General features: G+C 54.3%; 25 protein-coding genes. 17 read left to right on the top strand and 8 right to left on the bottom strand.

Annotation, left to right across the window (positions count from 1 at the left end; all coding sequences use genetic code 11):
* Positions 1 to 96: 96 nt before the first annotated feature.
* Together SPH27_RS03150 and SPH27_RS03145 are read left to right on the top strand one after the other, a co-directional pair.
* Positions 97 to 801: a response regulator gene (locus SPH27_RS03150; protein WP_182071736.1), complete on the top strand. Its 705-nt coding sequence runs from the start codon at positions 97 to 99 to the stop codon at positions 799 to 801.
* Positions 798 to 1,862 carry an ATP-binding protein gene (locus SPH27_RS03145; RefSeq protein ID WP_322435585.1) on the top strand — a complete coding sequence of 355 codons (1,065 nt, stop codon included), beginning with the start codon at positions 798 to 800 and terminating at the stop codon, positions 1,860 to 1,862. Before SPH27_RS03150 ends, SPH27_RS03145 begins: the two co-directional genes overlap by 4 nt.
* Here the strand turns inward: SPH27_RS03145 and SPH27_RS03140 are convergent.
* The 7 genes from SPH27_RS03140 to pspF all read right to left on the bottom strand — a co-directional run bounded on the left by SPH27_RS03140 (position 1,843) and on the right by pspF (position 9,291).
* The gene (locus SPH27_RS03140; protein WP_094935682.1) at positions 1,843 to 2,784 is read right to left on the bottom strand and encodes an ATP-grasp fold amidoligase family protein; all 942 of its coding nucleotides are present in this window, start codon (positions 2,782 to 2,784) and stop codon (positions 1,843 to 1,845) included. The two genes, SPH27_RS03145 and SPH27_RS03140, sit on opposite strands and share 20 nt — an antisense overlap.
* 161 nt (positions 2,785 to 2,945) lie before the next feature.
* A complete protein-coding gene (sapF, locus tag SPH27_RS03135) occupies positions 2,946 to 3,752 on the bottom strand; it encodes a putrescine export ABC transporter ATP-binding protein SapF (RefSeq protein WP_023312051.1) in 807 nt (268 codons plus the stop codon).
* 1 nt (position 3,753) lies between these two features.
* Positions 3,754 to 4,746, bottom strand: coding sequence for a putrescine export ABC transporter ATP-binding protein SapD (gene sapD, locus SPH27_RS03130; protein ID WP_033145732.1), 993 nt, complete (start codon positions 4,744 to 4,746; stop codon positions 3,754 to 3,756).
* Positions 4,746 to 5,636, bottom strand: coding sequence for a putrescine export ABC transporter permease SapC (gene sapC / locus SPH27_RS03125; protein ID WP_032656751.1), 891 nt, complete (start codon positions 5,634 to 5,636; stop codon positions 4,746 to 4,748). Before sapC ends, sapD begins: the two co-directional genes overlap by 1 nt.
* Entirely contained in the window at positions 5,623 to 6,588 is a 966-nt protein-coding gene (gene sapB, locus SPH27_RS03120; RefSeq protein ID WP_023312049.1) for a putrescine export ABC transporter permease SapB, read from the bottom strand. Before sapB ends, sapC begins: the two co-directional genes overlap by 14 nt.
* Positions 6,585 to 8,225, bottom strand: coding sequence for an ABC transporter substrate-binding protein SapA (sapA, locus tag SPH27_RS03115; protein ID WP_033145731.1), 1,641 nt, complete (start codon positions 8,223 to 8,225; stop codon positions 6,585 to 6,587). Before sapA ends, sapB begins: the two co-directional genes overlap by 4 nt.
* Before the next feature lie 88 nt (positions 8,226 to 8,313).
* Entirely contained in the window at positions 8,314 to 9,291 is a 978-nt protein-coding gene (pspF, locus tag SPH27_RS03110) for a phage shock protein operon transcriptional activator (RefSeq protein ID WP_182071734.1), read from the bottom strand.
* Positions 9,292 to 9,457: 166 nt separating this feature from the next.
* Between pspF and pspA the strand changes: the two genes are divergently transcribed.
* The 15 genes from pspA to SPH27_RS03035 all read left to right on the top strand — a co-directional run bounded on the left by pspA (position 9,458) and on the right by SPH27_RS03035 (position 23,893).
* Positions 9,458 to 10,126 (top strand): phage shock protein PspA, encoded by a 669-nt coding sequence (pspA, locus tag SPH27_RS03105; RefSeq protein ID WP_182071733.1) that lies wholly within the window; start codon positions 9,458 to 9,460, stop codon positions 10,124 to 10,126.
* Positions 10,127 to 10,175: 49 nt separating this feature from the next.
* Positions 10,176 to 10,400 (top strand): envelope stress response membrane protein PspB, encoded by a 225-nt coding sequence (gene pspB, locus SPH27_RS03100; protein WP_023312045.1) that lies wholly within the window; start codon positions 10,176 to 10,178, stop codon positions 10,398 to 10,400.
* Positions 10,400 to 10,759 (top strand): envelope stress response membrane protein PspC, encoded by a 360-nt coding sequence (pspC, locus tag SPH27_RS03095; RefSeq protein ID WP_023312044.1) that lies wholly within the window; start codon positions 10,400 to 10,402, stop codon positions 10,757 to 10,759. The genes pspB and pspC overlap by 1 nt, the downstream gene beginning before the upstream one ends.
* A 12-nt stretch (positions 10,760 to 10,771) precedes the next feature.
* On the top strand, positions 10,772 to 10,996 hold the full coding sequence (gene pspD / locus SPH27_RS03090) for a phage shock protein PspD (RefSeq protein WP_322435584.1): 225 nt from the start codon (positions 10,772 to 10,774) through the stop codon (positions 10,994 to 10,996).
* A gap of 197 nt (positions 10,997 to 11,193) precedes the next feature.
* On the top strand, positions 11,194 to 12,891 hold the full coding sequence (locus tag SPH27_RS03085) for a sugar phosphorylase (protein ID WP_284593357.1): 1,698 nt from the start codon (positions 11,194 to 11,196) through the stop codon (positions 12,889 to 12,891).
* Between the two features lie 14 nt (positions 12,892 to 12,905).
* Positions 12,906 to 14,198, top strand: a complete 1,293-nt coding sequence (locus SPH27_RS03080; RefSeq protein ID WP_182071731.1) for an ABC transporter substrate-binding protein — start codon at positions 12,906 to 12,908, stop codon at positions 14,196 to 14,198.
* A gap of 22 nt (positions 14,199 to 14,220) precedes the next feature.
* Positions 14,221 to 15,102, top strand: coding sequence for a carbohydrate ABC transporter permease (locus tag SPH27_RS03075; RefSeq protein WP_023312040.1), 882 nt, complete (start codon positions 14,221 to 14,223; stop codon positions 15,100 to 15,102).
* A complete protein-coding gene (locus tag SPH27_RS03070) occupies positions 15,089 to 15,931 on the top strand; it encodes a carbohydrate ABC transporter permease (RefSeq protein WP_033145725.1) in 843 nt (280 codons plus the stop codon). The genes SPH27_RS03075 and SPH27_RS03070 overlap by 14 nt, the downstream gene beginning before the upstream one ends.
* Positions 15,932 to 15,959: 28 nt before the next feature.
* On the top strand, positions 15,960 to 17,012 hold the full coding sequence (locus tag SPH27_RS03065) for a zinc-dependent alcohol dehydrogenase (RefSeq protein WP_033145724.1): 1,053 nt from the start codon (positions 15,960 to 15,962) through the stop codon (positions 17,010 to 17,012).
* Positions 17,013 to 17,029: 17 nt separating this feature from the next.
* Positions 17,030 to 17,818, top strand: a complete 789-nt coding sequence (locus tag SPH27_RS03060; protein ID WP_182071730.1) for a sugar phosphate isomerase/epimerase family protein — start codon at positions 17,030 to 17,032, stop codon at positions 17,816 to 17,818.
* An 11-nt stretch (positions 17,819 to 17,829) separates the two neighbouring features.
* Entirely contained in the window at positions 17,830 to 18,888 is a 1,059-nt protein-coding gene (locus SPH27_RS03055) for a Gfo/Idh/MocA family protein (protein ID WP_182071729.1), read from the top strand.
* Positions 18,882 to 21,161 (top strand): glycoside hydrolase family 65 protein, encoded by a 2,280-nt coding sequence (locus tag SPH27_RS03050; RefSeq protein WP_182071728.1) that lies wholly within the window; start codon positions 18,882 to 18,884, stop codon positions 21,159 to 21,161. Before SPH27_RS03055 ends, SPH27_RS03050 begins: the two co-directional genes overlap by 7 nt.
* The gene (pgmB, locus tag SPH27_RS03045) at positions 21,151 to 21,816 is read left to right on the top strand and encodes a beta-phosphoglucomutase (RefSeq protein ID WP_047061000.1); all 666 of its coding nucleotides are present in this window, start codon (positions 21,151 to 21,153) and stop codon (positions 21,814 to 21,816) included. Before SPH27_RS03050 ends, pgmB begins: the two co-directional genes overlap by 11 nt.
* Before the next feature lie 13 nt (positions 21,817 to 21,829).
* Positions 21,830 to 22,912: an ABC transporter ATP-binding protein gene (locus tag SPH27_RS03040; RefSeq protein WP_039262901.1), complete on the top strand. Its 1,083-nt coding sequence runs from the start codon at positions 21,830 to 21,832 to the stop codon at positions 22,910 to 22,912.
* A 66-nt stretch (positions 22,913 to 22,978) separates the two neighbouring features.
* Positions 22,979 to 23,893, top strand: coding sequence for an OmpG family monomeric porin (locus SPH27_RS03035; RefSeq protein ID WP_033145718.1), 915 nt, complete (start codon positions 22,979 to 22,981; stop codon positions 23,891 to 23,893).
* Positions 23,894 to 23,927: 34 nt separating this feature from the next.
* On the opposite strand, the gene SPH27_RS03030 is transcribed toward SPH27_RS03035, so the two are convergent.
* Positions 23,928 to 24,938: a LacI family DNA-binding transcriptional regulator gene (locus tag SPH27_RS03030; RefSeq protein WP_033145717.1), complete on the bottom strand. Its 1,011-nt coding sequence runs from the start codon at positions 24,936 to 24,938 to the stop codon at positions 23,928 to 23,930.
* Positions 24,939 to 25,000: the final 62 nt, after the last annotated feature.

Genomic DNA, 25,000 nt, shown 5'->3' with positions numbered 1-25,000 from the left:
TTTTCTTAGCTACGGCACTTTTTCCCGTAGGCTGTGTCTTATTGTGCTAAAGATATCTGATAGCGAGCTCAAAGGGATTTCACCCGCGGAGATAAAATGCACAAAAATACGCTGATCCTTGTTGTTGAAGATGAAGACGAAATTGCCGATATACTGATGAGCTACCTGGATCGTTCGGGAATGAAAACGCTCCGAGCCAGGCAGGGCGAACAGGCCATAGCGCTCAATCGCCTCCATAAACCGGATCTCATATTGCTGGACATTCACCTGCCCGTATGTGACGGCTGGAGCGTACTTACCACGCTTCGTCAGGAAAGTACTGTCCCCGTCATCATGGTTTCCGCTCTCGATCAGGATGTCGATAAGCTCATGGGGCTGAGGCTGGGCGCGGATGATTACGTGATCAAACCCTTCAACCCTTCTGAAGTTGTCGCCCGGGTTGAGGCGGTGCTGCGCAGGACAAAACCCGCGCTTCAGCAGGCGGGTTCCCAGCCGCTCAGAACGCCCTTTATAACGGTCTATCCGGATGACTTCTACGTGGAAGTCACCGTGGGCGCAGAGGTTGTCTCCCCGGTATTAACGACGACCGAATTTAAATTGCTCACATACCTGGTGAGATATCCGCGAAAGGTCTGCTCCCGCGAAGAGCTGCTCAACGCGTGTCTGCCGGAAGGGGATACGCTCGACAGAACGGTCGACAGCCATATGAGCAAGTTGCGTAAAAAACTGGAGCTTGCCGGCCTCTACGGTGTTCCCGAGAGCATCAGAGGCATGGGCTACCGGCTTGGGGAAAAGAAATGAACAAAGAGTCTGTTCTGAGCCGTCAGATCTTAACGTATATGCTGTTGCTGACGTTTACGATCATTGCCATCGCCATACTCGGCTCCTGGTTTTTTTACACCTTTATTCTGGATCACCTCCCGGGCGGCCCTGCTGCGGGCGATGACGAGCAGATGACGATGTGGGACTGGGTATGGATTGGGACCGCGACAACGATCAGTATGATTATCGCGCTCTTTTTCACGATCAAACTGTCATCGCGGATCCTCACCCCGCTAAACGCGGTAGCGTCCAGCCTGAAAAAGATTTCTCAGGGCGATCTGGACGCCCGGGCATTCTGCGCCAGTTCCCGGCTGGGTGAGATCAATCACCTGGTGACGGATTTCAATGAAATGGCGGAAAAATTACAGACGCTGGATATTCAGAGGAAATCCTGGAATGCCGCTATCGCGCATGAGCTGAGAACCCCGGTCACGATCTTACGCGGACGGCTTCAGGGGTTGGTTGACGGCGTTTTTACCCCGGATCCGGTGCTGTTTAATAATCTTCTCAAACAGACGGAAGGGTTAACCCGCCTGATTGAAGATCTCCGGGTTATCAGTTCGGATGGCGGGGCGGGATACACGTTATGCCAGTCAAGAACGGATCTAAAAGGGACAATACAGAACGCACTCGATACGTTCATGCCCGAGTTCAGCCGTAAGGCGTTTACCGTCAATACAGACCTGAGGGAGCAGCAATGCGTATTCGATCCATTGCGCATCAATCAGTGTTTGACCGTTTTATTTGATAATGCCTTACACTATTCAACCTCGCGCACGCTCATCGTGAAAAATGGCGTTTCTGATAAAGGCAATTTTATCCTTATTCAGGACGGGGGACCGGGCATCCCCAGAGAGTTTCATGATTTCCTGTTTCAGCCCTTTCAGCGCGATAATGGCGCCAGACATGTGAACCCGGAAGGCTGTGGTTTGGGCTTGTCGGTGGTAAAAGCCATCATGCTGGCTCATGGTGGCGATGTTACCTATACCCTATCGACGCAAAACCACTCGATATTTAAACTCACCTGGCCCGACTCGTGAGCTTCAGCGGCAGGTCAAATGTGCCTGCCGGCGATAAATGCCATATTTTTCCTAACTTAGCATCCCACTCCTGCGGGGTAATCGTCAGCTTACCGCGTCTCGGGCTTAAGGTTATTTCGCTGAAGTAGATTTCATCTTTTTTTAGCATAAGGTCAACGCGGCAGTAGTCAATTCCATCCGCCAGCTCCTGGGAGGCCAACAAAGCCTGGCGGAATAAGAGCGGTTCGCCTGGTTCTGCTGAAGTATTTGGATATTCCATCCGGAAGGGTTGTAAGTTCCAGTACCTGTCATAAACGTTGATAAACCCTTTGCCGTTATCATCCGTAAAATCCGCTTCTACATAGTGGGCAACGCCGTGAAAACAATGGATCCTCAGCATTTCGGGCGTTGTATTCCTGTCAGCGTCGTCGAAGAGATCGACAAACGGCTCGCAAAGTATACTCGGCGTAATGTTTTTGTACTGCCATTCGCGCGTGGTGTAGTAAAGATTTTTCTTTAACGCGAGGCTCAGCTTTTTACACGCTTCTTTTTCATTAAATTGCGCTTTGTTTGTACATATTATTGTGCTGCCGCTGTCATGGTTGCACTTAAGGACGAATTTGTCAGGAAGAACTGAAAAATCAATCTGCGACGGCCTGGTATAAACGCCGATTAATGGCACCGTTTTCACGCGCGTTGTTCTGGAGGAAACGTATGCCCGAACGGCGAGTTTATCGGCAAGCATCGTGTAGAAGTTATTATGGTCATAGACCAGACGATGACATATTTTTTCACTCAACGTCGTGGGCGAGTTAATGTCAGGGGTTTCCCCGGTTGTTTTCTTAAGCCTCACGGTATGAAAATGCAGGTCCGTCATTAAAAATGAGCGGCATTTTCTGATGAGATACTCTGTGTATTTTAAAATGTAAGTGGCGGTGTTCATTTCTTCTCCTCCGTAATGTCCGGATATTCTGGAGAAGAACTGTTGATTGATATTGCTTAAAATATGGAGCAGGGATGGAGACGAAAAATTAAAGGATTAAATAGCGCACGCAGGCTATTTAATCCTTAATTTAGTGGGGCAATTTGTGTTGAGCGTCGCGCTTAGCGGTCCTTTCTCCACGCATCGGCGGTTAATGCTTCACCAAAATGACCGGCAATCAGCCGTTTTGTCAGCTCATGAAGCGGAGAGGCCATCACATCCGCCGTGCTGCCGCGCTCGACCACTTCGCCCTGGTGCATGACCATCACCTGATCGCTGATGTGCTTCATCATTCCCAGATGCTGGGTGACGTAGATATACGAGATCCCCTGTTTTTCCTGCAATTCCAGCATCAGGTTAATCAGCTGCGAGCGCATCGACATATCCAGCGAGGCAAGCGCTTCATCCGCAATGATCACTTTTGGCCGCAAAATCAACGCACGCGCCAGGCCCAGGCGCTGTTTCTGGCCGGGGGCCAGCATATGCGGGTAGTAGCTTTCGTGATCCGGTAACAGCCCAACCATACGCAGGGTTTCAAATACGCGCTTACGGCGCGCCTCTGGCTCCAGGTCGGTGTTCAGGCGCAGCGGAAAATCGAGGATCTGAGAGATGCGCTGGCGCGGGTTAAGCGAGGTTGAGGGATCCTGGAAAATCATGCGGATGCGCTGGCTGCGAAAAGAGTAATCGCCGAACGTCAGAGGATGATCGTCAATCAACACTTCGCCTGCAGTGGGTTCAACCATGCCGGCGAGCATTTTCGCCAGGGTGGATTTCCCGGAACCGTTCTCGCCGATGATCGCCAGGGTCTGTTTTTCACGCAGCGTAAAGCTCAGCGGCTTCACCGCGTCGACAGTTTGACGATGAAACAGCCCCGTACGGTAGCGAAAGGTCTTACTCAGGTTGCGAACTTCCAGTAAGGTTTCGACCATTTCACTCTCTCTCCATGTTCAGCGGGAAATGACAGGCGTACAGATGATTCTTGGCCCCGGTCAGGCGTGGCGTCTCGATACATTTACGCTGAGCATAGGGGCACCTTGGCCCCAGACGACAGCCTATCGGCAGGGATTCCAGCAGCGGAATCGCCCCCGGCAGGGTATTTAGGCGGCTCTTATGCGGCATCGCGCTGCCAAAATCCGGAATGGCGCGGATAAGCGCCTGCGTATACGGATGATGCGGCGCGCCGATCAGATCTTCACTCGGCGCGGTTTCGACCGTTTGCCCGCAGTACATGACGTCAATTTTATCCGCCCATTTGCTGAGCATTTGCAGGTCATGGCTGATCAGCAAAATGGTGGTGTTGTTATTCTGGTTGAGACGCGACAGCAGGCGGAAAATTTGCGCCTGCGTGGTGGGTTCCATCGCGTTGGTGGGCTCATCCGCAATCAGCAAACGCGGCTGATTTGCCAGCGCGATTGCAATCATCACTTTCTGACATTCGCCGTCGGTCAGCTCATAGGGGAAGCTGCGCATCGCATCTTTGTGATCTTTAATCCCAACGCGGTGTAAAAGCTCGATGGCGCGGCGCTTGCGCCAGCCAACGCGTTGCCACCAGCGGCCTTTATAGGTCCAGCCGGGAATGTTCTGCATGAGCTGTTTACCCACGCGTTCGGACGGGTCGAGACAGGACTGCGGCTCCTGGAAAATCATCGAGACGTTATGCCCGACCAGCTTTCTCCGCTCGCGGGGGGAGAGGCGCAGCAGATCGATATCATCAAAACGCATACGGTCTGCCGTCACGCGCCAGTTGTCTTTCGCCACGCCGCAGATAGCCTTGGCAATCAGGCTTTTTCCCGAGCCGGATTCCCCCACCAGCCCGCGTATTTCTCCCTCTGCAAGAGTGATACTGATGCGATCGACGGCTTTAACCCAGCCTTCACCGGTTTTGAATTCGATGGTGAGGTTGCGAATATCAAGAAGCGGCATTATTGCACCCCCGCGTTAATTGCACGGCGAATACCGTCGCCCAGCAGGTTGATAAGCAGCACGCTCACCATAATGGCCGCACCCGGCAGCATGACCGTCCACGGTGCCACGTAGATCAACTCCAGCGCGTCGCCGAGCATCGCACCCCATTCGGGCGACGGCAGCTGTGCACCGAGGTCGAGAAAGCCGAGCGCCGCGATGTCCAGGATCGCCATCGACAGGGCGCGGGTGATCTCAGTGACCAGCCCGGCGGCGATGTTGGGCAGTACGGCAAACCACAGAATGTTGAAGGTTGTCGCGCCGTCCAGACGCGCGGCAACGACGTACTCTTTTTCCAGTTCATCATGCACCATGCTGTAAACCGAGCGCACGATGCGGGGCAGGATAGCCAGCCATACGGCGAACATGGCATGCGACAGGTGCGGGCCGGCAAAGGCAACAACAATGATCGCCAGCAGCAGGGATGGAATCGACAGCAGCGTATCCAGAATGTGGTTAAGGACCGCCGAACGCAGGCCATGGGTGGATCCCGCAAAAATACCGAGCGCCAGCCCGCAGATCGTAGCCGCGAGCGTCACCACAAATGCGCCGCCGACCGTCGGGGCTGCACCGCTCAGCAGGCGGCTCAACACGTCACGTCCGAGGTCGTCCGTTCCCAGGAAGAAAGAGACTTCGCCGTAGCGCGACCAGGACGGCGGCAGCAGCTGATAGCCAAGGAACTGCTGGTCGATGCCGTACGGCGCAAACCACGAGCCAAAGACGCAAAGCAACACCAGGCCGGCACAGCCGTAAAGGCCGATCATCGCCGTGGTGTCACCATAGAACTTACGCCACACGGTACGCAGCACGCCGGGCGTGCGCTTTTCACTGTATACGCTATCGTAAGGCATACCATTCCTTATGCTTCAATGGGTTAGCCATGGCACCCAGAATATCGGACAACACGTTAACAATAATCACCAGCGAACCAATCACCATCACGCCCGCAGAAATAGCGGCGTAGTCCTGCTGGCGGATGGCGTTAATCAGCCATCGCCCCAGGCCCGGCCAGCTGAAGACCATCTCGGTGATCATCGCCAGCGTCAGCATGGTGGAAAACTGTAATCCCAGACGCGGAATTACCGGCGGCAGCGCGTTGTGCAGGACGTTGCGGCGCAGTATGGTCAGGCGTGACAGCCCGCGCGTGGCCGCGGCTTTGACATAGTTCTGGTCAAACACTTCAATAGTGCTCAGGCGCATCAGGCGGATCACTTCGGTTGTTGGCGCAACCGCCAGCGTCAGTACCGGCAATACCATATGGCGCACGGCGCTGACGATCATCTCATGGCGCCACACCGAATCGGACAGCCACGCGTCAATGATGGCAAAACCCGTCACCGTTTTAACCGTATAGAGCAGGTCAAAGCGACCTGAAACCGGCAGCCAGCCCATCGTCAGCGAGAAGAACAGCGTCAGCAGCAGCGCCAGCCAGAATACCGGGATGGAGAAGCCGAACAGGGCGAGGGCGCTGATAAACTTATCCTGCCATTTATTGCGATAGATCCCGGCCAGCATGCCCACGGGAATGCCGACCATCAGGGCAAAGCCGAAGGCCAGAATACACAGCTCCATCGTGGCCGGGAAAACCTCTTTCAGCTGCTGGGAAATCAGCTGTCCGTTAATGCTGGACACGCCGAAATCCCAGTGCAACAGCCCGTTAAACCAGAACAGCCAGGCATCCCACAGCGACGACCCCTGGAGCGGGGCGTGGGGCGTGAAATAGCTCAGGCTGAAGCCGACAAAGTTCAGGAAAAAGAGCGTCACCAGCAGCAAAAGGAGCCGACGTAAGGTAAAAATAATCATGGTTTTTTCACCTCTTGTTCTTTTTCACGCGACACGCCGGCGAACGAGGCGTTGCCGAACGGACTCAGCACCAGGCCTTTAATATCGTAACGATAGGCCTGAAGACGCAGGGAAGAGGCCAGCGGCAGCACCGGCAGTTCCTGGGCAAGGATCTTCTGCGCTTCATCATAGGCGTCGATGCGTGAGGCCAGCTGCTGGGAAGCCAGCGCTTTTTGCAGCACGGCGTCAAACTCCCGGTTACACCAGTGGGCGTAGTTGGTCTGCGAATTTATCGCCGCACAGCTCAGGAGCGGCCGGAAGAAACTGTCCGGATCGTTACTGTCGGTCGCCCAGCCGGTCAGGGTTAAATCATGATTCATGTCCATCAGGCGCGCCTCCTGAAAACGGCCCTCAACCGGTACGATGATCACTTTGACGCCCACCTGCGCCATATCTGCCTGCAGCAGTTCGGCGGTCTTGAGCGGGCTCGGGTTCCACGCCTGGGAGCTGGTTGGCACCCAAAGCTGCAAAGTGAGGTTTTCCGCCCCCAGCGCCTTCAGCTGTTCACGCGCTTTTGCCGGATTGTATTCCGTAATTTTAGCTTCACCGTCATAGGCCCACGAGGCGCGCGGTAAAATTGAGGCGGCGGTTTCCGCCGTGCCGTAGTAGATCGACTGCATCAAACGCTGGTTGTTAATCGCCAGCGCCAGAGCGTGACGAACGGCAGGGTTATTCAACGGCGGCTTATCCGTGTTAAAGGCCAGATAAGCGATATTCATGCCGGGGCGTAACGTCAGGCGCAGGCGCGGATCGTCACGCAAAATGGTGAGCTGGCTGGCCGCGGGCCAGGCGAGCACGTCGCACTCCCCGGTGAGCAGTTTCGACAGACGTCCCGTTCCGCCTGAACCGAGATCGACCACCACCTGCGGCATCAGCGGGGTGCCGCGCCAGAAATGCTCATGACGCTGCAGACGAATATACTGCCCGGCGCGGTATTCAGCGAGCTGGAACGGACCGGTGCCGACCGGCTGACGATCGAGCAACTCCTGACGATCTTTTTTCGTCAGGTTCGCCGCATATTCAGCGGACATGACTGACGCATAGTGGGTCGCCAGGTGCCAGAGGAAGGAGGCATCCGGGCGCGTCAGCGTAAATTCAACCGTCCGGTTGTCCAGCTTGCGCACGCTCTTGACGGTGTCGGCAAACTGCAGGCTGTCGAAATAGGGGAAATTATCCCCGTTAACGTTATGCCACGGGTGGTTGCGGTTAAAGATGCGCTGGAAGGTAAAGACCACGTCATCTGCGTTCAGCCTGCGCGTGGGGGTAAACCAAGGCGTGCGCTGAAACGCGACGTCATCGCGCAGGTGAAAACGGTAGGTTGCGCCGTTATCCAGCACTTCCCAGCTTTCCGCCAGCTCAGGCACCAGACGGTAGGTGTATGGGTCAACATCAAGCAGACGGTCGTAAAGCTGCGCGGCCAGGGTATCCACGATCAGGCCGCTGCCCGCTTTTTGCGGGTTGAAGGTATCCACCTGGCCGCTTACGCAATAGACAAAGCCGCTGTCACGAATGTCAGGCTGGGGAGTTTGCCCGGGCGCGGCAAAGGCCAGGCTGCTAAACAGACCGAGTGCTAAAAAGGACGATAAAACCAGACGCATAATTTTTAAGGTTTTTAGGTTCGATCTGCAAAGTGTATCGCACTTACGCCTGCTTCGTAAAAATGTCTGCAGGTAAGTGCTGATATTGTCAGCGCATTTGATGCTTTTTGAGCAATGCCCTTAACTGATGGTAGGTCAGACCCAGCAGTTCAGCCGCCCGTTTCTGGTTATATTTTGCCGTCTTCAGGCTTTGCTCCAGCAGCTGTTTCTCCTGATCGTTCTGGAACTGGCGTAAATCAAGGGGGAGAGTAGGGCGATCGCCTGAAGACGCTGGTGTGGGTAGCGGCGCTGCGCTGCGCTGAAAAGGATCGATAATGATATTGTCCAGCTCCGTCTCGCTGCTGCCGTGGCGATAGACGGAGCGCTCCACGACGTTTTTCAGTTCACGGATATTTCCCGGCCAGTGGTAAGCCAGCAGCGTCTCCTGCGCATAATCGCTGAAGCCGGGGAACAGCGGCAGTCCGAGCTCGCGGCACATCTGAATCGCAAACTGGTCAGCCAGCAGCATGATGTCGCTTCTGCGCTCGCGCAGGGGAGGAAGTTGAACGACGTCAAAGGCCAGGCGGTCAAGCAGGTCGGCACGGAATTTCTCCTCCGCCACCATCTCCGGCAGGTTGGCGTTCGTGGCGCACACCAGGCGTACGTTAACCTGCAGCGGCTGGCTGCCGCCGACTCGCTCCAGCTCGCCGTACTCAATCACGCGCAGCAGTTTTTCCTGCACCAGCATGGGCGCGGTGGCCAGCTCATCCAGAAACAGCGTACCGCCGTCGGCGCGCTCAAAGCGTCCGGGATGGCGTTTCTGGGCACCGGTAAACGCCCCCGCTTCATGGCCGAAGAGCTCGGTGTCGAGCAGGTTTTCATTCAGCGCCGCGCAGTTAAGGGAAATGAAGGGGCCATCCCAGCGCCCGGAGAGGTAATGCAGACGGTTGGCTATCAGCTCTTTCCCCGTTCCGCGTTCACCGACGATCAGCACCGGTTTATTGAGCGGCGCCAGGCGAGAGACCTGTTCCAGCACTTCGAGAAAGCTGTTTGCTTCGCCGAGTAAATTGTCTTTGTATCCGGGCATGATGAAATTAACCACTCCTTAGCGATATTCACCAGGGAAGAATAGTCCGTTGCTGCGCAAAAATCAATCAGGCTCTGTAAAATCAATAAGATAAAAACCTGGCATGATGTTTGTATTATCCGTACAGCAGGGCATAGCCCGATAACAGAACTATGAGGATTTGATTATGGGTATTTTTTCTCGTTTTGCCGACATCGTGAACGCCAACATCAACTCACTGCTTGAGAAAGCGGAAGATCCGCAGAAGCTGGTCCGCCTGATGATTCAGGAGATGGAAGACACGCTGGTTGAAGTGCGTTCAACCTCCGCCCGCGCGCTGGCGGAGAAAAAACAGCTTACGCGTCGTATTGAACAGGCAACCGCTCAGCTGAACGAATGGCAGGATAAAGCGGAGCTGGCGCTGCGTAAAGACAAAGAGGATCTGGCCCGTGCGGCGCTGATCGAAAAACAGAAGCTGGCTGATATGGTCGCGACGCTCGAGCATGAAGTCACGCTGGTGGATGACACGCTCACCCGTATGAAGAAAGAGATTGGTGAGCTTGAAAATAAACTTAACGAAACCCGCGCGCGTCAGCAGGCGCTGACCCTGCGTCACCAGGCGGCAAGCTCTTCCCGCGACGTGCGTCGTCAGCTGGACAGCGGTAAGCTTGATGAAGCGATGGCGCGTTTTGAATCGTTTGAACGTCGTATCGACCACATGGAAGCGGAAGCCGAAAGCCACGGCATCGGCAAGCAGAAGTCGCTGGATCAACAGTTCGCCGATCTGAAGGCTGATGATGAAATCAGCGAGCAGCTGGCGGCACTGAAAGCCAAAATGAAGCAAGACAACCAATAATAATTCCTGCGGCACCTGAGCGTGCCGCATCATAAGACAAGGAGTACACATGAGCGCGCTTTTTCTGGCCATTCCCCTGACAATTTTCGTGCTGTTCGTTTTGCCGATTTGGCTATGGCTGCACTACAGCAACCGTTCTTCTCGGGGCGAACTCTCCCAGAGTGAACAACAGCGTCTGGTACAGCTCTCCGACGAGGCGAACAAAATGCGCGAACGCATTCAGGCGCTGGAAGCCATCCTGGATGCTGAGCATCCAAACTGGAGGGACCGTTAATGTCTGGACTGAATCTGAACAAAAAGCTGTGGCGTATTCCACAGCAGGGCATGGTGCGCGGCGTTTGTGCCGGGCTGGCTCACTATCTTGATGTCCCGGTCAAGCTGGTCCGCGTGGTCGCGGTGCTATCGATCTTCTTTGGCCTGGCGTTTATTACCCTGGTGGCATACATCGTCCTGTCCTTTGTTCTTGACCCGATGCCCGAAGGAGAACTGGCTGCGGAGGGAGCCCCGACCAGCAGCGATCTTCTCAATGCCGTTGATGAGCAACTCGCCGCCGGTGAGAAGCGGCTACGGGAAATGGAACGCTATGTCACGTCGGATACCTTTACGCTGAGAAGTCGCTTTCGTCAGCTTTAAGAGAGAGATGAGATGAAACAACACTGGCAACAGGCCGGTCAGAAGGTAAAACCCGGCCTGAAAATCGCAGGTAAACTGGTCCTGCTGACCGCGTTACGGTTCGGCCCGGCAGGTGTGGCGGGTTGGGCGATCAAATCCGTTGCCCGCAAACCGGTCAGAATGGTGCTGGCCGTGCCGCTCGAACCACTGCTGCAAAAGGTGGCAAAACGGCTTTCTCGCCGTTACTTATCCCAATAATTCCTGCTGGCGTTAGCCCTTTCCCTAACGGGGGAGGGACTGGCGACGGTTAACCGCATTTCCTCTTTTCCCGGTTCTTTCTTTGCGGCAGCTCACAATATTGCGCTGAGCTGCTTTGCAATCACCTTTTTCTCCTTTCTGGTCCGTTGACAGATATTTTTCATGGGAGTAGATTGCCACTCCGTGGGACCGCTACCATGGAAAATGAAATGAATACAAAAATTAAAGAACTCATTAATCTTGTTTACGGGGAAACGTTTTCTGACGCCCATCTTAATGTGCTGCTGGAAAATATTGGAAAGGCCGCTTCTGTTATTACGGAAAAACGTAAAACGGGTTGGGATGAAAAAGACGTTGTCCTGATCACCTATGCCGATCAGTTTTCAGCGAAAGGGGAGAAGGCGCTACCGGTGTTTACACGTTTTTATAACAGGTGGCTTTCTCGTTCTTTTTCTCATGTTCATCTCTTGCCTTTTTATCCATGGTCTTCGGACGACGGTTTTTCTGTTATCGATTATCACGAGGTTGCACCGGAAACCGGAACGTGGCGAGACGTTGCTGAATTAAAACAGTCAGCCAGTTTAATGTTCGATTTCGTATGCAACCATATGTCAGCCAAAAGCAAATGGTTCGCTAATTATCTGAAGCAAATGCCAGGATATGAAGATTTCTTTATTTCTGTCGATCCTGAAACAGATTTATCCGCGGTGACGCGTCCGCGTGCCTTACCGCTTCTTACACCTTTCACGCTGCATGACGGCAGCGTGCGACACCTGTGGACCACCTTCAGCGAGGACCAGGTCGATCTCAATTTCGCCTCTCCGCAGGTGCTGATCGCGATGGTCGACGTGCTGCTGCATTACCTGATTGAAGGGGCGCGATACATTCGTCTGGATGCGGTGGGATTCATGTGGAAAATACCCGGAACAAATTGCATCCACCTTGAGCAAACTCACCAGCTCATCCAGCTTTTCCGCGCGATTACCGAGGCTGTCGCCCCTGGAACGGTGATTATTACCGAGACGAACGTTCCGCATAAAGATAACGTTGCTTACTTCGGTGACGGCGAAAATGAAGCGCAGATGGTTTATCAGTTCTCTTTGCCCCCGCTGGTGCTGCATGCGGTGCATTCTCAGGACGTCGGGACGCTGAGCCAGTGGGCAGCGTCGCTGACGTTGCCTTCCACTAAAACCACCTGGTTTAACTTCCTGGCCTCGCATGACGGGATTGGTCTGAATCCGTTACGCGGAATTTTACCCGAGTCGGAAATCCTCTCGCTTGTGGAAAAACTTCAGGCTGAAGGGGCGTTGGTTAACTGGAAAAATAACCCGGATGGTACACGCAGTCCTTATGAAATTAATGTGACCTATCTGGATGCTTTAAGTACGCGTGACAGTCTTGATAGCCAACGGATTGCCCGGTTTATTCTGGCGCATGCCGTCCTTTTAAGCTTCCCAGGCGTGCCTGCGGTTTATATCCAGAGCATTCTCGGTTCCCGTAATGATTATGCAGGTGTTGAACGCCTGGGATATAACCGTGCGATTAATCGTGAGAAATACACGGCAGGGCAAATTGATAGCCTGCTTGAAGATAAAAATAGCCTGCGTTCTCAGGTCTATTGCTCGCTAAGCCAGTTAATCACGCTGCGTCGGGCGGAGAAAGCATTCCATCCTGACAGTGAAGCTTATTTCAGTGCGTCAGGTAAACATGTTTTAAAAATCGTTCGCGTGGCGGGTTGTGGTGAGAAAGTAACGGCGCTGTTTAATTTCAGTGACGGCATTCAAACGGTGGAATCCGATATTCATTCCGGAACGGAGTTGATTTCCGGGAAAGATATTACAGATAAAACGCTGACCCTATATCCATGGCAGGTGTTGTGGATTAAAGAAAACTAAAAAGGACCTTAAAAATGAAAATGCCCAGAATTGTGCTGATTTCAGCACTGGTTTCGTGCGCCTTGTTATCAGGATGCAAGGACGACAAAAAGTCTGCTGTCACCATTGAGTTTATGCACTCGTCAGTCGAGCAGGAGCGCCAGGCGGTTATCACGAAGCTTATCGAAAAGTTCGAGAAAGAGAACCCCGGCATCACGGTGAAACAGGTGCCGGTCGAAGAGGATGCCTACAACACCAAGGTTATTACGCTCGCCAGAACGGGCGCGCTGCCAGAGGTGATTGAAGTCAGCCATGACTACGCGAAAGTCATGGACAAGGAACAGCTGCTGGATCGCAAAGCTATCGGCGAAGCCATTAAAGCGGTAGGCGAGGACACCTTCTATGACGGCATCTTGCGTGTTGTTCGTACGGAAGACGGTTCTGCCTGGACGGGTGTGCCAGTCAGCGCCTGGCTATCCGGCGTCTGGTATCACAAAGATGCGCTGGCTGCGGCGGGTATCCAGGAGCCGCATAACTGGGCGCAGCTGCTGAAAGCCAGCCAGAGCCTTAACGACCCGGGCAAAAAACATTACGGCATTGCACTGCCCACCGCGGAAAGCGTGATGACGGAGCAGGCATTCTCCCAGTTTGCGCTTTCTGGCGGCGCGAACGTTTTTGATGCCAAAGGGAACGTTAACATCGATACCCCTGAAATGGCAAAAGCCCTGGCGTTTTATAAAGATCTGGCCGCGACCACCATGCCGGGTTCAAACGACGTCATGGAGATCAAAGATGCCTTCATGAACGGTTCTGCGCCGATGGCGGTTTACTCCACCTACATCCTTCCGGCGGTATTCCAGGACGGAAACCCTGCCAACCTGGGCTTCGTCGTCCCAACAGAAACCTCTTCTGCCGTTTACGGCATGGTCACGTCGCTGACGATTACCACCGGTCAAACCGAAGATGAGACCCAGGCGGCTGAAAAGTTTGTGACCTGGATGGAGCAGGCTCAAAACGCAACCGACTGGGTCATGATGTCGCCCGGCGCGGCACTGCCGGTGAACAAGCTGGTGGTGGGCACCGATACCTGGAAAAACAACGATGTGATTAAAGCGTTTGGGCAATTGCCTTACGAACTGATTGCGCAGTTCCCTAATGTGCAGGTGTTTGGCGCCGTGGGCGACAAAAACTTCACTCGCATGGGCGACGTTACCGGGTCCGGCATCATCAGTTCCATGGTGCATAACGTCACGGTGGGGAAAAAAGATCTCAGCAACACGCTTAGTGACAGCCAGAAGCGTTTGACCGATCTGATTTCACAACGATAGGAGCGCTCTGCGGAAGGAAATTATGAAGACGTTGTTTTCTGGTCGTTCAGATATGCCTTTCGCCATGCTGCTGTTGGCCCCCAGCCTGATTTTGCTGGGGGGCCTGGTGGCCTGGCCAATGATTTCCAATATTGAAATCAGTTTCTTACGTCTGCCGCTTAACCCGCGCATTAGCGCTGTGTTTGTCGGGCTGGATAATTACATTCGCATTCTCAGTGATGCAGCATTCTGGCACTCGCTGTGGATGACGTTCTGGTACACCGCACTGGTGGTGATCGGCAGCACGGGGTTGGGGCTGGCGGTGGCGATCTTCTTTAACCGTGAATTCCGTCTGCGGAAAACGGCACGTTCACTGGTGATTTTGTCCTACGTCACCCCGTCCATTTCGCTGGTTTTTGCATGGAAATACATGTTCAACAACGGCTACGGCATTGTGAACTATCTGGGCGTTGACCTGCTGCATCTGTATGACCAGGCGCCGCTGTGGTTCGACAATCCTGGCAGCAGCTTTGTACTGGTGGTGCTGTTCGCCATCTGGCGCTACTTCCCGTACGCGTTCATTTCGTTCCTCGCGATTTTGCAGACCATTGATAAGTCGCTGTATGAAGCGGCGGAAATGGACGGCGCGAATGCCTGGCAGCGTTTCCGAATCGTTACGCTGCCCGCGATTATGCCGGTGCTGGCAACGGTGGTGACGCTCCGCACTATCTGGATGTTCTACATGTTTGCGGATGTCTACCTGTTGACGACCAAGGTCGATATTTTGGGCGTCTACCTCTACAAAACCGCATTCGCTTTCAATGATTTGGGTAAGGCTGCGGCGATCTCCGTCGTGCTGTTCGTGATCATCTTCGCGGTGATTCTGCTGACCAGAAAAAGGGTAAACCTCAATGGCAACAAATAAACGCGTACTGAGCCGTATTGGTTTTTATCTCGGGCTGGCGGTGTTTCTGGTCATCACGCTGTTCCCGTTCTTCGTGATGCTGATGACGTCGTTTAAGAGTGCGAAAGAGGCGATATCGCTTAACCCGACCATTTTGCCGCAGGCGTGGACGCTACAGCATTACGTCGACATCTTTAACCCTCTGATTTTCCCGTTCGTGGACTATTTCAAAAACAGCATGGTGGTGTCGCTGACCTCCTCGGTGATTGCCGTATTTCTCGGCACGCTGGGGGCTTACGCCTTGTCCAAACTGCGTTTTAAGGGCCGCACGACGATCAATGCGAGTTTCTACACCGTCTACATGTTCTCCGGGATATTGCTGGTGGTGCCGCTGTTCAAAATCATCACTGCCCTTGGGATCTACGACACCGAGCTGGCGCTGATTATCACCATGGTGACCCAAACGTTACCGACAGCGGTGTTCATGCTGCGCAGCTATTTCGACACCATCCCGGACGAAATCGAAGAAGCCGCGATGATGGACGGCCTTAACCGCCTGCAAATCATCTTTCGCATCACCGTGCCGCTGGCGATTTCCGGGCTCGTGTCGGTGTTTGTCTACTGCTTCATGGTGGCGTGGAACGACTATCTGTTTGCGTCCATTTTCCTGTCCAGCGCCAGCCATTTCACCTTGCCGGTTGGGCTGAACACGCTCTTTAGCACGCCAGATTATATCTGGGGTCGCATGATGGCGGCATCGCTGGTGACGGCGCTTCCGGTGGTCATCATGTACGCCCTGTCTGAACGTTTTATTAAAAGTGGTTTGACCGCCGGTGGCGTGAAGGGCTGAGGCGGCCAATTTTAACAAGGAGTCAGTCATGAAAAAATTAGTTGCGACAGCGCCACGCGTGGCGGCGCTGGTGGAATATGAAGATCGTCCGGTTGCCGTCCATGAAGTGAAAATTCGCGCCCGCTTTGGCGCGCCTAAACACGGTACCGAAGTGGTGGATTTCCGCGCCGCCAGTCCGTTTATTGACGAAGAGTTCAACGCGGAGTGGCAGATGTTCACGCCGCGTGAAGAGGGGGCGGCCCGCGGGATCGAATTCGGTAAGTTCCAGCTGGGTAATATGATTGTTGGCGAGATTATCGAATGCGGTGCTGACGTCACGGAATACCAGATCGGCGACAGCGTCTGCTGCTACGCACCGCTGCAGGAAACGGTGATCGTTAACGCGGTGAATAACTATAAGCTGCGCAAAATGCCGCAGGGCGCCTCCTGGAAAAACGCCGTTTGCTACGATCCGGCGCAGTTCGCCATGAGCGGCGTGCGTGATGCCAACGTTCGCGTGGGCGACTTTGTTGTCGTGGTCGGTCTGGGAGCCATTGGGCAAATTGCGATCCAGCTGGCCAAAAAAGCCGGTGCGTCAATCGTCATCGGCGTCGACCCTATCGAACACCGCTGTGAGATTGCCCGCCGTCATGGGGCTGACCACTGTCTGAACCCAATCGGCACCGATGTCGGTCTGGAAATCAAAAAGCTGACCGGGAAGCAGGGCGCGGACGTGATCATCGAAACCAGCGGCTTTGCAGATGCGCTGCAGTCCGCGCTGCGCGGGCTCGCCTATGGCGGCACTATCTCCTACGTAGCCTTCGCGAAACCGTTTGCGGAAGGTTTTAACCTCGGCCGCGAAGCGCATTTCAATAACGCGAAGATTGTCTTCTCCCGCGCCTGCAGCGAACCCAACCCGGATTACCCGCGCTGGAACCGTAAACGTATTGAAGAGACCTGCTGGGAACTGCTGATGAACGGCTATCTGAATTGTGAAGATCTCATCGACCCGGTCGTCACCTTCACCACCAGCCCGGAAAGCTACATGAAGTATGTCGATCAGCACCCGGAACTGAGCATCAAAATGGGCGTTACTTTTTAAGCTAAGGAAAGCAAAACATGAAAATCGCAACACAAAATCAGGCCTTTTTCCCGGTCAATATCATGGAGAAATTCCAGTACATCAAAGCGATGGGTTTTGATGGCTACGAAATTGACGGCAAGCTGCTGGTGGAAAACCTCGCCGAGGTAAAAGCGGCGATTAAGGCCACCGGTCTGCCGGTGACGACGGCCTGTGGCGGATACGATGGCTGGATTGGCGACTTCATCGAAGAACGTCGTCTGAACGGGTTAAAGCAGATTGAACGTATCCTGGAAGCGCTGGCTGAAGTGGGCGGCAAGGGCATTATCGTGCCTGCTGCCTGGGGGATGTTTACCTTCCGTCTGCCGCCAATGACCTCCCCGCGCAGCCTGGACGGTGACCGCAAGGCCGTAAGCGCCTCCCTGCGCTGGCTGGATGAGGTGGCGGCGCGCACCGGAACGACCGTCTATCTGGAGCCGCTGAACCGCTATCAGGATCACATGATCAACACCCTGGCTGACGCGCGTCGCTATATCGAAGAGAACGGCCTGAAGCACGTGCAGATCATCGGCGATTTCTATCATATGAACATCGAAGAAGACTCGCTGACGGATGCGTTGCATCAGCACCGCGATCTGCTGGGCCATGTGCACATCGCAGATAACCACCGCTACCAGCCGGGCAGCGGCAGCCTCGATTTTGCCAGCCTTTTCGATCGGCTGCGTGCTGATAACTACCGGGGTTACGTGGTGTATGAGTGCCGTGTTCGCGCCGAGGATCCGGCTCGGGCATACCGGGACTCGCTCACTTACTTGCGTAAATGCTAAGGATGACGAGCGTGATGAGTGCTTCTACACCTTCGCCTCTGCGCGTCGCCATCATTGGTGCCGGACAGGTCGCGGATAAAGTGCATGCCTCGTATTACGCCACGCGCAGGGATGTTCAGATGGTGGCTGTCATGGACAGCCATCCTGAACAGGCTCGGGCGTTTGCGGAACGTCATGGTATTTCCTCGGCATGGCAGGATGCGCGAGAGATGCTCGAGGCGGTTAAACCGGATGTGGTGAGCGTCTGTTCGCCTAACCGGTTCCATTTCGGGCACGTCATGGCAGCGCTGGAAGCAGGCTGCCACGTGATGTGTGAAAAACCGCCTGCAATGACGCCGCAGGAGGCAGATCGGATGCGCATGGCCGCGCGCAAGGCGGGAAAAGTGCTGGCGTATGATTTTCACCATCGTTTTGCTCTCGATACGCAACTGCTGCGTGAAGCTGTGATGAAGGGGGCGCTGGGCGAAATTTATTACACCACGGCGCAGGCGTTACGCCGCTGCGGGGTTCCCGGCTGGGGCGTCTTTACCAACAAAACGCTTCAGGGCGGTGGGCCGCTGATTGATATCGGCATCCATATGCTCGATGCCGCGATGTACGTGCTGGGGTTCCCGGCGGTAAAAAAGGTGACGGCACACAGCTTCCAGAGGCTGGGAAATCGTAAAAGCAGCGGCCAGTTTGGCGAGTGGGATCCCACGCAGTTTACCGTTGAAGATGCTCTGTTTGGCACCATTGAATTTTGTAACGGCGGCATTCTGCGTCTGGACACGTCGTTTGCGCTCAATATCCGTGAACAATCCATCATGAACGTCGCATTTTGCGGTGAAAAGGCGGGCGCCATGCTGTTCCCGGCGCACATCTACAACGACGAAGCCGGTACTTTAGTCACCCTCACGCAGCGTGAAGAGGCTGACGATCGGCGTCATATGCGCAGTATGGATGCCTTCGTACGGCATGTGCAGGGAGAGCCCGTCATGATCGCTGATGCGGAGCAGGGGCTGGTTATCCAGCAGCTCGTCGCCGCGCTGTATGAATCAGCAGAAACAGGGGAAAGCGTGACGTTATGCTAAACGTGTCTGTATTAACCGACCCGGACTTTTGTCCACACAGCCTGAATAAATACGCCTCCATCATGGCCTGCGGTAATGGCTACATGGGGATCCGGGCTGCGCACGAAGAAGATTACACCCAGCAAACCAGAGGCATGTATCTTGCGGGCCTCTATCATCGTGCTGGTCGCAACGAGACCACTGAGCTAATCAATCTGCCGGATATCATCGGTATTGATGTTGAGCTGGATAGCGTCAATTTCACGCTCCTGTCAGGCGAAATCCTCGAGTGGCGGCGCGAGCTGGCGTTTGCTAATGGCGAGCTTCGTCGCAGCGTCGTCTGGCGCTCGCCTGCCGGGAAACGCTATCGTCTGGAGAGCCGTCGTTTTGTGTCGCTAGACCAGTTGCCCTTAGTGGCCATGCAGCTTTCGATTACACCGCTCGATGCCGCCACGCAGGCCGTGCTGCAAACCGGCATTGACGCAACGCAAACGAACAGCGGCAGACAGCATCTGGATGAAGTGTCGGTCAGAGTGTTCGACCAGCAATATATGCAGGGCGTATATGAAACGCAGGACCGCGCGTCTGAGATTGTTGTTTCAGCGTATTGTCAGCTCTCAGCGAAGAGCGACAGCTGTTTCACCGCCAAAAATCGTCGTCTCAGCGTTCATCATTCGCTGACGATTGCTAAGGGTGACACTGTCACGCTTGAAAAAATCGCCTGGGTGGCACATCGCAGCGATAAAGCACTGTCGCAGGCGTCTTTTGCCCGCAACGCGCTGGCCGATCTTAAGGTCTGTGCGGCAAGAGGCTACGACGCGTTGCTTGAGAGTTCGGCGTGTGCCTGGCAAGAGGTCTGGCGTAACGCTCGGGTGGAGGTGGACTCTACGGAACATCAGGATCAGATGGCGCTGGATTACGCCGTCTGGCATTTGACGACCATGACGCCAGCCCATGATGAGCGAAGCAGTATCGCCGCCAAAGGGCTGACGGGAGAGGGGTATAAAGGCCACGTCTTCTGGGATACCGAAATTTTCCTGCTGCCTTTCCATCTCTTCACGCGACCTCAAATCGCTCGTAGTCTGCTGCGCTATCGTTGGCTCAACCTGGCCGGGGCGCGGGAAAAAGCCCGTCGCAACGGCTGGCCCGGCGCGTTGTTCCCATGGGAAAGCGCCGCCAGCGGGCTGGAAGAGACGCCGGAGTTCGCGGCTATCAACATCCGAACCGGCACGCGCCAGAAGGTGGCCTCCGCGCTGGCGGAACACCACATCGTGGCGGACATTGCCTGGGCCGTCGTCGCTTACTGGCAGGCGACGCACGATGAGACCTTTATGCGGAATGAAGGTCTGACGCTCTTGATGGAAACCGCTGCGTTCTGGATGGGCCGCGCGACGGAAATTAATGGTCGTCTCGAAATCCATGACGTTATCGGACCGGACGAATACACCGAGCATGTGAACAACAACGCGTATACCAACTATCTGGCCTGGCACAACGTCGCCTGCGCTCGCCAGTTTATGGCGATGTTTGGGCGCGAGGATGAAGGTTTTACGCAGAAAGCGACACGGTTTCTGACGTGCTTATGGCTGCCGGAGGCCAATTCAGACGGTGTGATCCCGCAGGATGATACCTTCATGGTCAAACCGGCCATTGATCTCAGCCGCTACAAAGCCAAAGCGGGTAAGCAGACCATTCTGCTCGATTATTCCCGCGCGGAAGTCAACGACATGCAGATCCTTAAGCAGGCTGATGTGGTGATGCTTACCTACCTGTTGCCGGAGCGGTTTACCCCGCAGCAGTGTGCCGCCAATCTGGCGTTCTACGAGCCCCGCACGATCCATGACTCTTCGCTGAGCAAGGCCATTCACGGCATTGTGACTGCCCGCTGTGGTGACGTCGAAGGTGCCTACGCCTTCTGGCGCGATGGCGTCGCCATCGATCTTGGGGACGACCCGCACAGCTGCGATGACGGAATTCACGCCGCTGCGACCGGCGCTATCTGGTCCGGCGTCATTCAGGGCTTTGCCGGTATGCAGATTGTAGAAGGGGAGCTGCATCTTGCGCCTAAACTGCCAGCTCACTGGCAAAAACTCACATTCCCGCTGCGATGGCGGAATGCAACGCTGCACTTCACCTGTGAAAACGAGGTGTTAACCATTGAAGCTTCGGCACCTTCCATGCTGACGCTGTGGGGCAAGACGCTACACGTATCGGGGCGGACAGTTTGCGCTTATAAGGATTTTCTTGCACCTGTTAATGGGACCGCTACCACGGAGAGGCGCCATGACGCTTAAGGCGGTTGTATTCGATCTGGACGGTGTGATCACCGATACCGCACACCTCCATTTTCTGGCCTGGCGTGCAGTGGCGGATGAAATCGGCATCACCTTCGACGAAGTATTTAACGAACAGCTGAAGGGCATTAGCCGCATGGATTCCCTGCAGCGCATCCTGAAGCATGGCGGGAAAGAGGGAATGTTCAGCCATGAGCAGTGCCTCGCGCTGGCGACGAAAAAGAACGCGCTCTATGTCCAGTCTCTGGCGTCGCTGACGGAGGATTCACTGCTTCCGGGTATTCGCGACGTGCTGGCGGATATCCGTGCGGCGAAGGTCAAAATTGGGCTCGCCTCCGTATCCCTGAATGCCCCGGGGATCCTGCACGCGCTGGGCATTCATCAGGCCTTCGATTTTTGCGCCGATGCTTCCCGTATTCGCCGCTCAAAGCCAGACCCGGAGATCTTCCTTGCTGCCTGTGCAGGCCTGAATGTGCGTCCTGACGAGGCTATAGGTATCGAAGATGCACCTGCAGGCGTTGAGGCGATCAACGCGGCGGGAATGCTATCGGTTGGGATTGGATCTGGCCTGAACCATGCGGGTTTACAACTTCATTCAACGCGGGAACTGACCTGGAAATGCCTGACCGAGTTTTGGGCATCCCGGACGTATTGATAAGGAATTAACAATGGCTCAACTGTCCCTGAAACACATTCAGAAAATCTATGATAACCAGGTCCACGTGGTTAAGGATTTCAGTCTCGAAATCGAAGACAAGGAGTTCATCGTCTTCGTCGGGCCTTCGGGCTGCGGGAAATCCACGACGCTGCGCATGATTGCCGGTCTGGAGGAGATCAGCGCGGGTGAACTGATTATTGACGGGGTGTGCATGAATGACGTGCCCGCCAAGTCACGCGATATCGCGATGGTGTTCCAGAACTATGCGCTTTATCCGCATATGACGGTCTACGACAACATGGCGTTCGGCCTGAAGATGCAAAAAATTGCGCCTGTGGTTATCGACGAGCGCGTTAACTGGGCGGCACAGATCCTCGGATTACGCGAGTACCTCAAGCGTAAACCGGGCGCGCTGTCCGGCGGCCAGCGACAGCGCGTGGCGTTGGGCAGGGCGATCGTGCGCGAAGCGGGTGTGTTCCTGATGGATGAACCGCTCTCCAACCTTGATGCCAAGCTTCGCGTGCAGATGCGGGCTGAAATCAGCAAGCTGCACCAGAAGCTCAACACCACGATGATTTACGTGACCCACGACCAGACGGAAGCCATGACGATGGCGACCCGCATCGTGATCTTAAAAGACGGAATTATTCAGCAGGTCGGCGCTCCGAAGCAGGTATACAACGAACCGGCAAACATGTTTGTTGCTGGGTTTATTGGATCGCCAGCCATGAACTTTATTCGCGGTGCTATCGACGATCGCTATTTCGTCACGGAAACGCTGCGTCTGGCGATCCCGGAAGACAAACTCGCTTCACTGAATGCCGCAGGGTATCAGCGCAAAGCGGTGGTATTTGGGATCCGCCCGGAAGATATTCTCACTCTGCAGAGCAGTGGTAAAAATATCGCGGCGAAAGTCAGCGTAGCCGAACTGACCGGCGCGGAATTCATGCTTTACGCCACCGTTGGCGGTCATGAGCTGGTGGTTCGCGCTGGCGCGGCGAATGATTATGCCGCAGGGGATAATATCAACATCCAGTTCGATATGAATAAGTGCCATTTCTTCGACGCTGAAACCGAAGCGGCTATTAGATAAGAAAGGTGTTCGCCGGAAATGAAAATTTCCGGTTTTTTTGTTTGTTACTTATAAAGGGAAAATTAAATGAGTACTCTACTAAGAAGTGCTGCGCTCGTTCTGTGCGCAGGAGTTAGCTGTGCACAAGCATCAGAAGCAGCTAAACAGTGGGAATTTAATATTGGCGCAATGTATGAAATCGAAAACGTTGAGGGGCAGGGCGACGATAAAGATGGATTATATGAACCTTCCGTGTGGTTTAATGCAACCTGGGATGCGTGGACTATTTCGCTGGCGATGTATCAGGAGGGGCCGGTTGATTACAGCAGTATGACCCGTGGAACCTATTTCGATCGTCCTGAATTTCAATTACGCTATCGCTTTATCGGAACCGATAATTTCACCTTCGGTCTGACCGGCGGCTTCCGTAATTATGGTTATCACTTTAAAGATGAGCACGGTGCCAAAGACGGCAGCGCTAATATGCAGCGCTACAAAGTTCAGCCTGACTGGGATATTAAATTAACCGATGACTGGCGTTTTGGCGGCTGGTTTGCCATGTATCAGTTTGCTAACGATCTGCAAAAAACCGGCTATGCCGACAGCCGCGTTGAAACCGAAACGGGCTTTACCTGGACCATTAACGAAACCTTTGCGGCTAAAGTGAATTATTATTTAGAGCGCGGCTTCAATATGGACAGTTCCCGTAATAACGGCGAGTTTTCTACTCAGGAAATTCGTGCCTATCTGCCCATTTTGTTAGGCCAGACCACCTTAACGCCTTATACCCGCCTGGGGCTCGATCGCTGGTCGAACTGGGACTGGCAGGACGATCCTGAGCGTGAAGGACACGATTTCAACCGACTCGGTCTCCTCTACGCTTACGATTTCAACAATGGTTTATCCATGACGCTGGAATACGCGTATGAGTGGGAAAACCACGATGAAGGCGAGAGCGACCGCTTCCACTATGCGGGGGTTGGCGTAAACTACGCGTTCTGACCGACTGCACGCCAGGGGCACTTCGCCCCTGGCTTTAGCGAAGGGAAGCAGCCAACAAAAAGTGGGTATCAACCAGCACTTTTTGCGGGGCGGGATGACCCGCAATACGCCTGAAAAGAAGATCGCAGCTCTCTTCCCCCAGTTTTCGGGTGGGGATATCAAAGCCGCCAGGCGAGGGCGTTAAAATGAGAGACAGCATCGGGTCACTGTATCCGGCTATCACCACCTGCTCCGGGATCATCAGGTTCAACTCATCCGCCGCGCGATAGAGGCTAAGTAACTTCATGCTGTCGGTAGCGAATACTGCATCAGGCGGCGTGGGTGAAGACAACAATTCCAGCGCTGCCGTAAGCGCACTCTCATGGGTATAACCGCCATCCCTGATCCAGTCCGGGTTAAGGGCAATATGGTGCTTTTCCAGACTGGCTTTATAGCCCGCAAGGCGGTCGATCGAAACATGATAATCAAGCGGGGCATGCAGACAGGCAATTTTACGGCGTCCGTTTTTAATAAAGGTTTCGGTCAGCGTGGCGCTGTCATGGAAATTATCCGTGTCGACGGAATAGATATTTTGATACTCACCTTCCACTTTACCGATAACCACCACCGGTACGCCATACGCATCCAGCGTGGTGAAAAAGGATTCATTTGCCGGTGAGCTCAGCATAATGATCCCTTTGATCATCTTCTGTTTTATTTTACTCACGCATTTCAGCAAATCATCTTCGCTGCTTTTTGACGTTTGTAAAATAACGTCAAATCCTTCTTCTTCCGCTTTTGCCGTAATGGCATGCAGGACATCGGAAAAAAAAGGATTACCGGCAGTGGTTTTGGTTGAACGGGTCGAAATAACCATAATGGCATCGAAGCCTGAAGAGGTCAGGGCGCGGGCCAGTTTGTTGGGCTGATAATTTAATTCGTCAATCGCCTTCAGCACTTTTTCACGCGCTTCTGGAGAAATATTCGTTTGTTTATTCAGAACGCGGGAAACGGTTGATTTCGATACGCCCGCAACCCGTGCGATATCATAGATGGTGGGTGACATACACCTTACTCACTCCGGACTGACAGCAATACCGTTCATCTTACTGGAGAGAAAACGGCAAT

This window comes from Enterobacter sp. A103 (assembly GCF_034427535.1).
Taxonomy (GTDB): Bacteria; Pseudomonadota; Gammaproteobacteria; order Enterobacterales; family Enterobacteriaceae; genus Enterobacter; species Enterobacter asburiae_B.
Note: the sequence above shows the minus strand (reverse complement) of the source record. Positions and strands in the feature narration are given on the sequence as shown.

Coding starts and splice junctions, on each gene's coding strand:
- SPH27_RS03150 (WP_182071736.1), top strand. CDS start 97: ATGCACAAAAATACGCTGATCCTTGTTGTTGAAGATGAAGACGAAATT.
- SPH27_RS03145 (WP_322435585.1), top strand. CDS start 798: ATGAACAAAGAGTCTGTTCTGAGCCGTCAGATCTTAACGTATATGCTG.
- SPH27_RS03140 (WP_094935682.1), bottom strand. CDS start 2,784: ATGAACACCGCCACTTACATTTTAAAATACACAGAGTATCTCATCAGA.
- sapF (WP_023312051.1), bottom strand. CDS start 3,752: ATGGTCGAAACCTTACTGGAAGTTCGCAACCTGAGTAAGACCTTTCGC.
- sapD (WP_033145732.1), bottom strand. CDS start 4,746: ATGCCGCTTCTTGATATTCGCAACCTCACCATCGAATTCAAAACCGGT.
- sapC (WP_032656751.1), bottom strand. CDS start 5,636: ATGCCTTACGATAGCGTATACAGTGAAAAGCGCACGCCCGGCGTGCTG.
- sapB (WP_023312049.1), bottom strand. CDS start 6,588: ATGATTATTTTTACCTTACGTCGGCTCCTTTTGCTGCTGGTGACGCTC.
- sapA (WP_033145731.1), bottom strand. CDS start 8,225: ATGCGTCTGGTTTTATCGTCCTTTTTAGCACTCGGTCTGTTTAGCAGC.
- pspF (WP_182071734.1), bottom strand. CDS start 9,291: ATGCCCGGATACAAAGACAATTTACTCGGCGAAGCAAACAGCTTTCTC.
- pspA (WP_182071733.1), top strand. CDS start 9,458: ATGGGTATTTTTTCTCGTTTTGCCGACATCGTGAACGCCAACATCAAC.
- pspB (WP_023312045.1), top strand. CDS start 10,176: ATGAGCGCGCTTTTTCTGGCCATTCCCCTGACAATTTTCGTGCTGTTC.
- pspC (WP_023312044.1), top strand. CDS start 10,400: ATGTCTGGACTGAATCTGAACAAAAAGCTGTGGCGTATTCCACAGCAG.
- pspD (WP_322435584.1), top strand. CDS start 10,772: ATGAAACAACACTGGCAACAGGCCGGTCAGAAGGTAAAACCCGGCCTG.
- SPH27_RS03085 (WP_284593357.1), top strand. CDS start 11,194: ATGGAAAATGAAATGAATACAAAAATTAAAGAACTCATTAATCTTGTT.
- SPH27_RS03080 (WP_182071731.1), top strand. CDS start 12,906: ATGAAAATGCCCAGAATTGTGCTGATTTCAGCACTGGTTTCGTGCGCC.
- SPH27_RS03075 (WP_023312040.1), top strand. CDS start 14,221: ATGAAGACGTTGTTTTCTGGTCGTTCAGATATGCCTTTCGCCATGCTG.
- SPH27_RS03070 (WP_033145725.1), top strand. CDS start 15,089: ATGGCAACAAATAAACGCGTACTGAGCCGTATTGGTTTTTATCTCGGG.
- SPH27_RS03065 (WP_033145724.1), top strand. CDS start 15,960: ATGAAAAAATTAGTTGCGACAGCGCCACGCGTGGCGGCGCTGGTGGAA.
- SPH27_RS03060 (WP_182071730.1), top strand. CDS start 17,030: ATGAAAATCGCAACACAAAATCAGGCCTTTTTCCCGGTCAATATCATG.
- SPH27_RS03050 (WP_182071728.1), top strand. CDS start 18,882: ATGCTAAACGTGTCTGTATTAACCGACCCGGACTTTTGTCCACACAGC.
- pgmB (WP_047061000.1), top strand. CDS start 21,151: ATGACGCTTAAGGCGGTTGTATTCGATCTGGACGGTGTGATCACCGAT.
- SPH27_RS03040 (WP_039262901.1), top strand. CDS start 21,830: ATGGCTCAACTGTCCCTGAAACACATTCAGAAAATCTATGATAACCAG.
- SPH27_RS03035 (WP_033145718.1), top strand. CDS start 22,979: ATGAGTACTCTACTAAGAAGTGCTGCGCTCGTTCTGTGCGCAGGAGTT.
- SPH27_RS03030 (WP_033145717.1), bottom strand. CDS start 24,938: ATGTCACCCACCATCTATGATATCGCACGGGTTGCGGGCGTATCGAAA.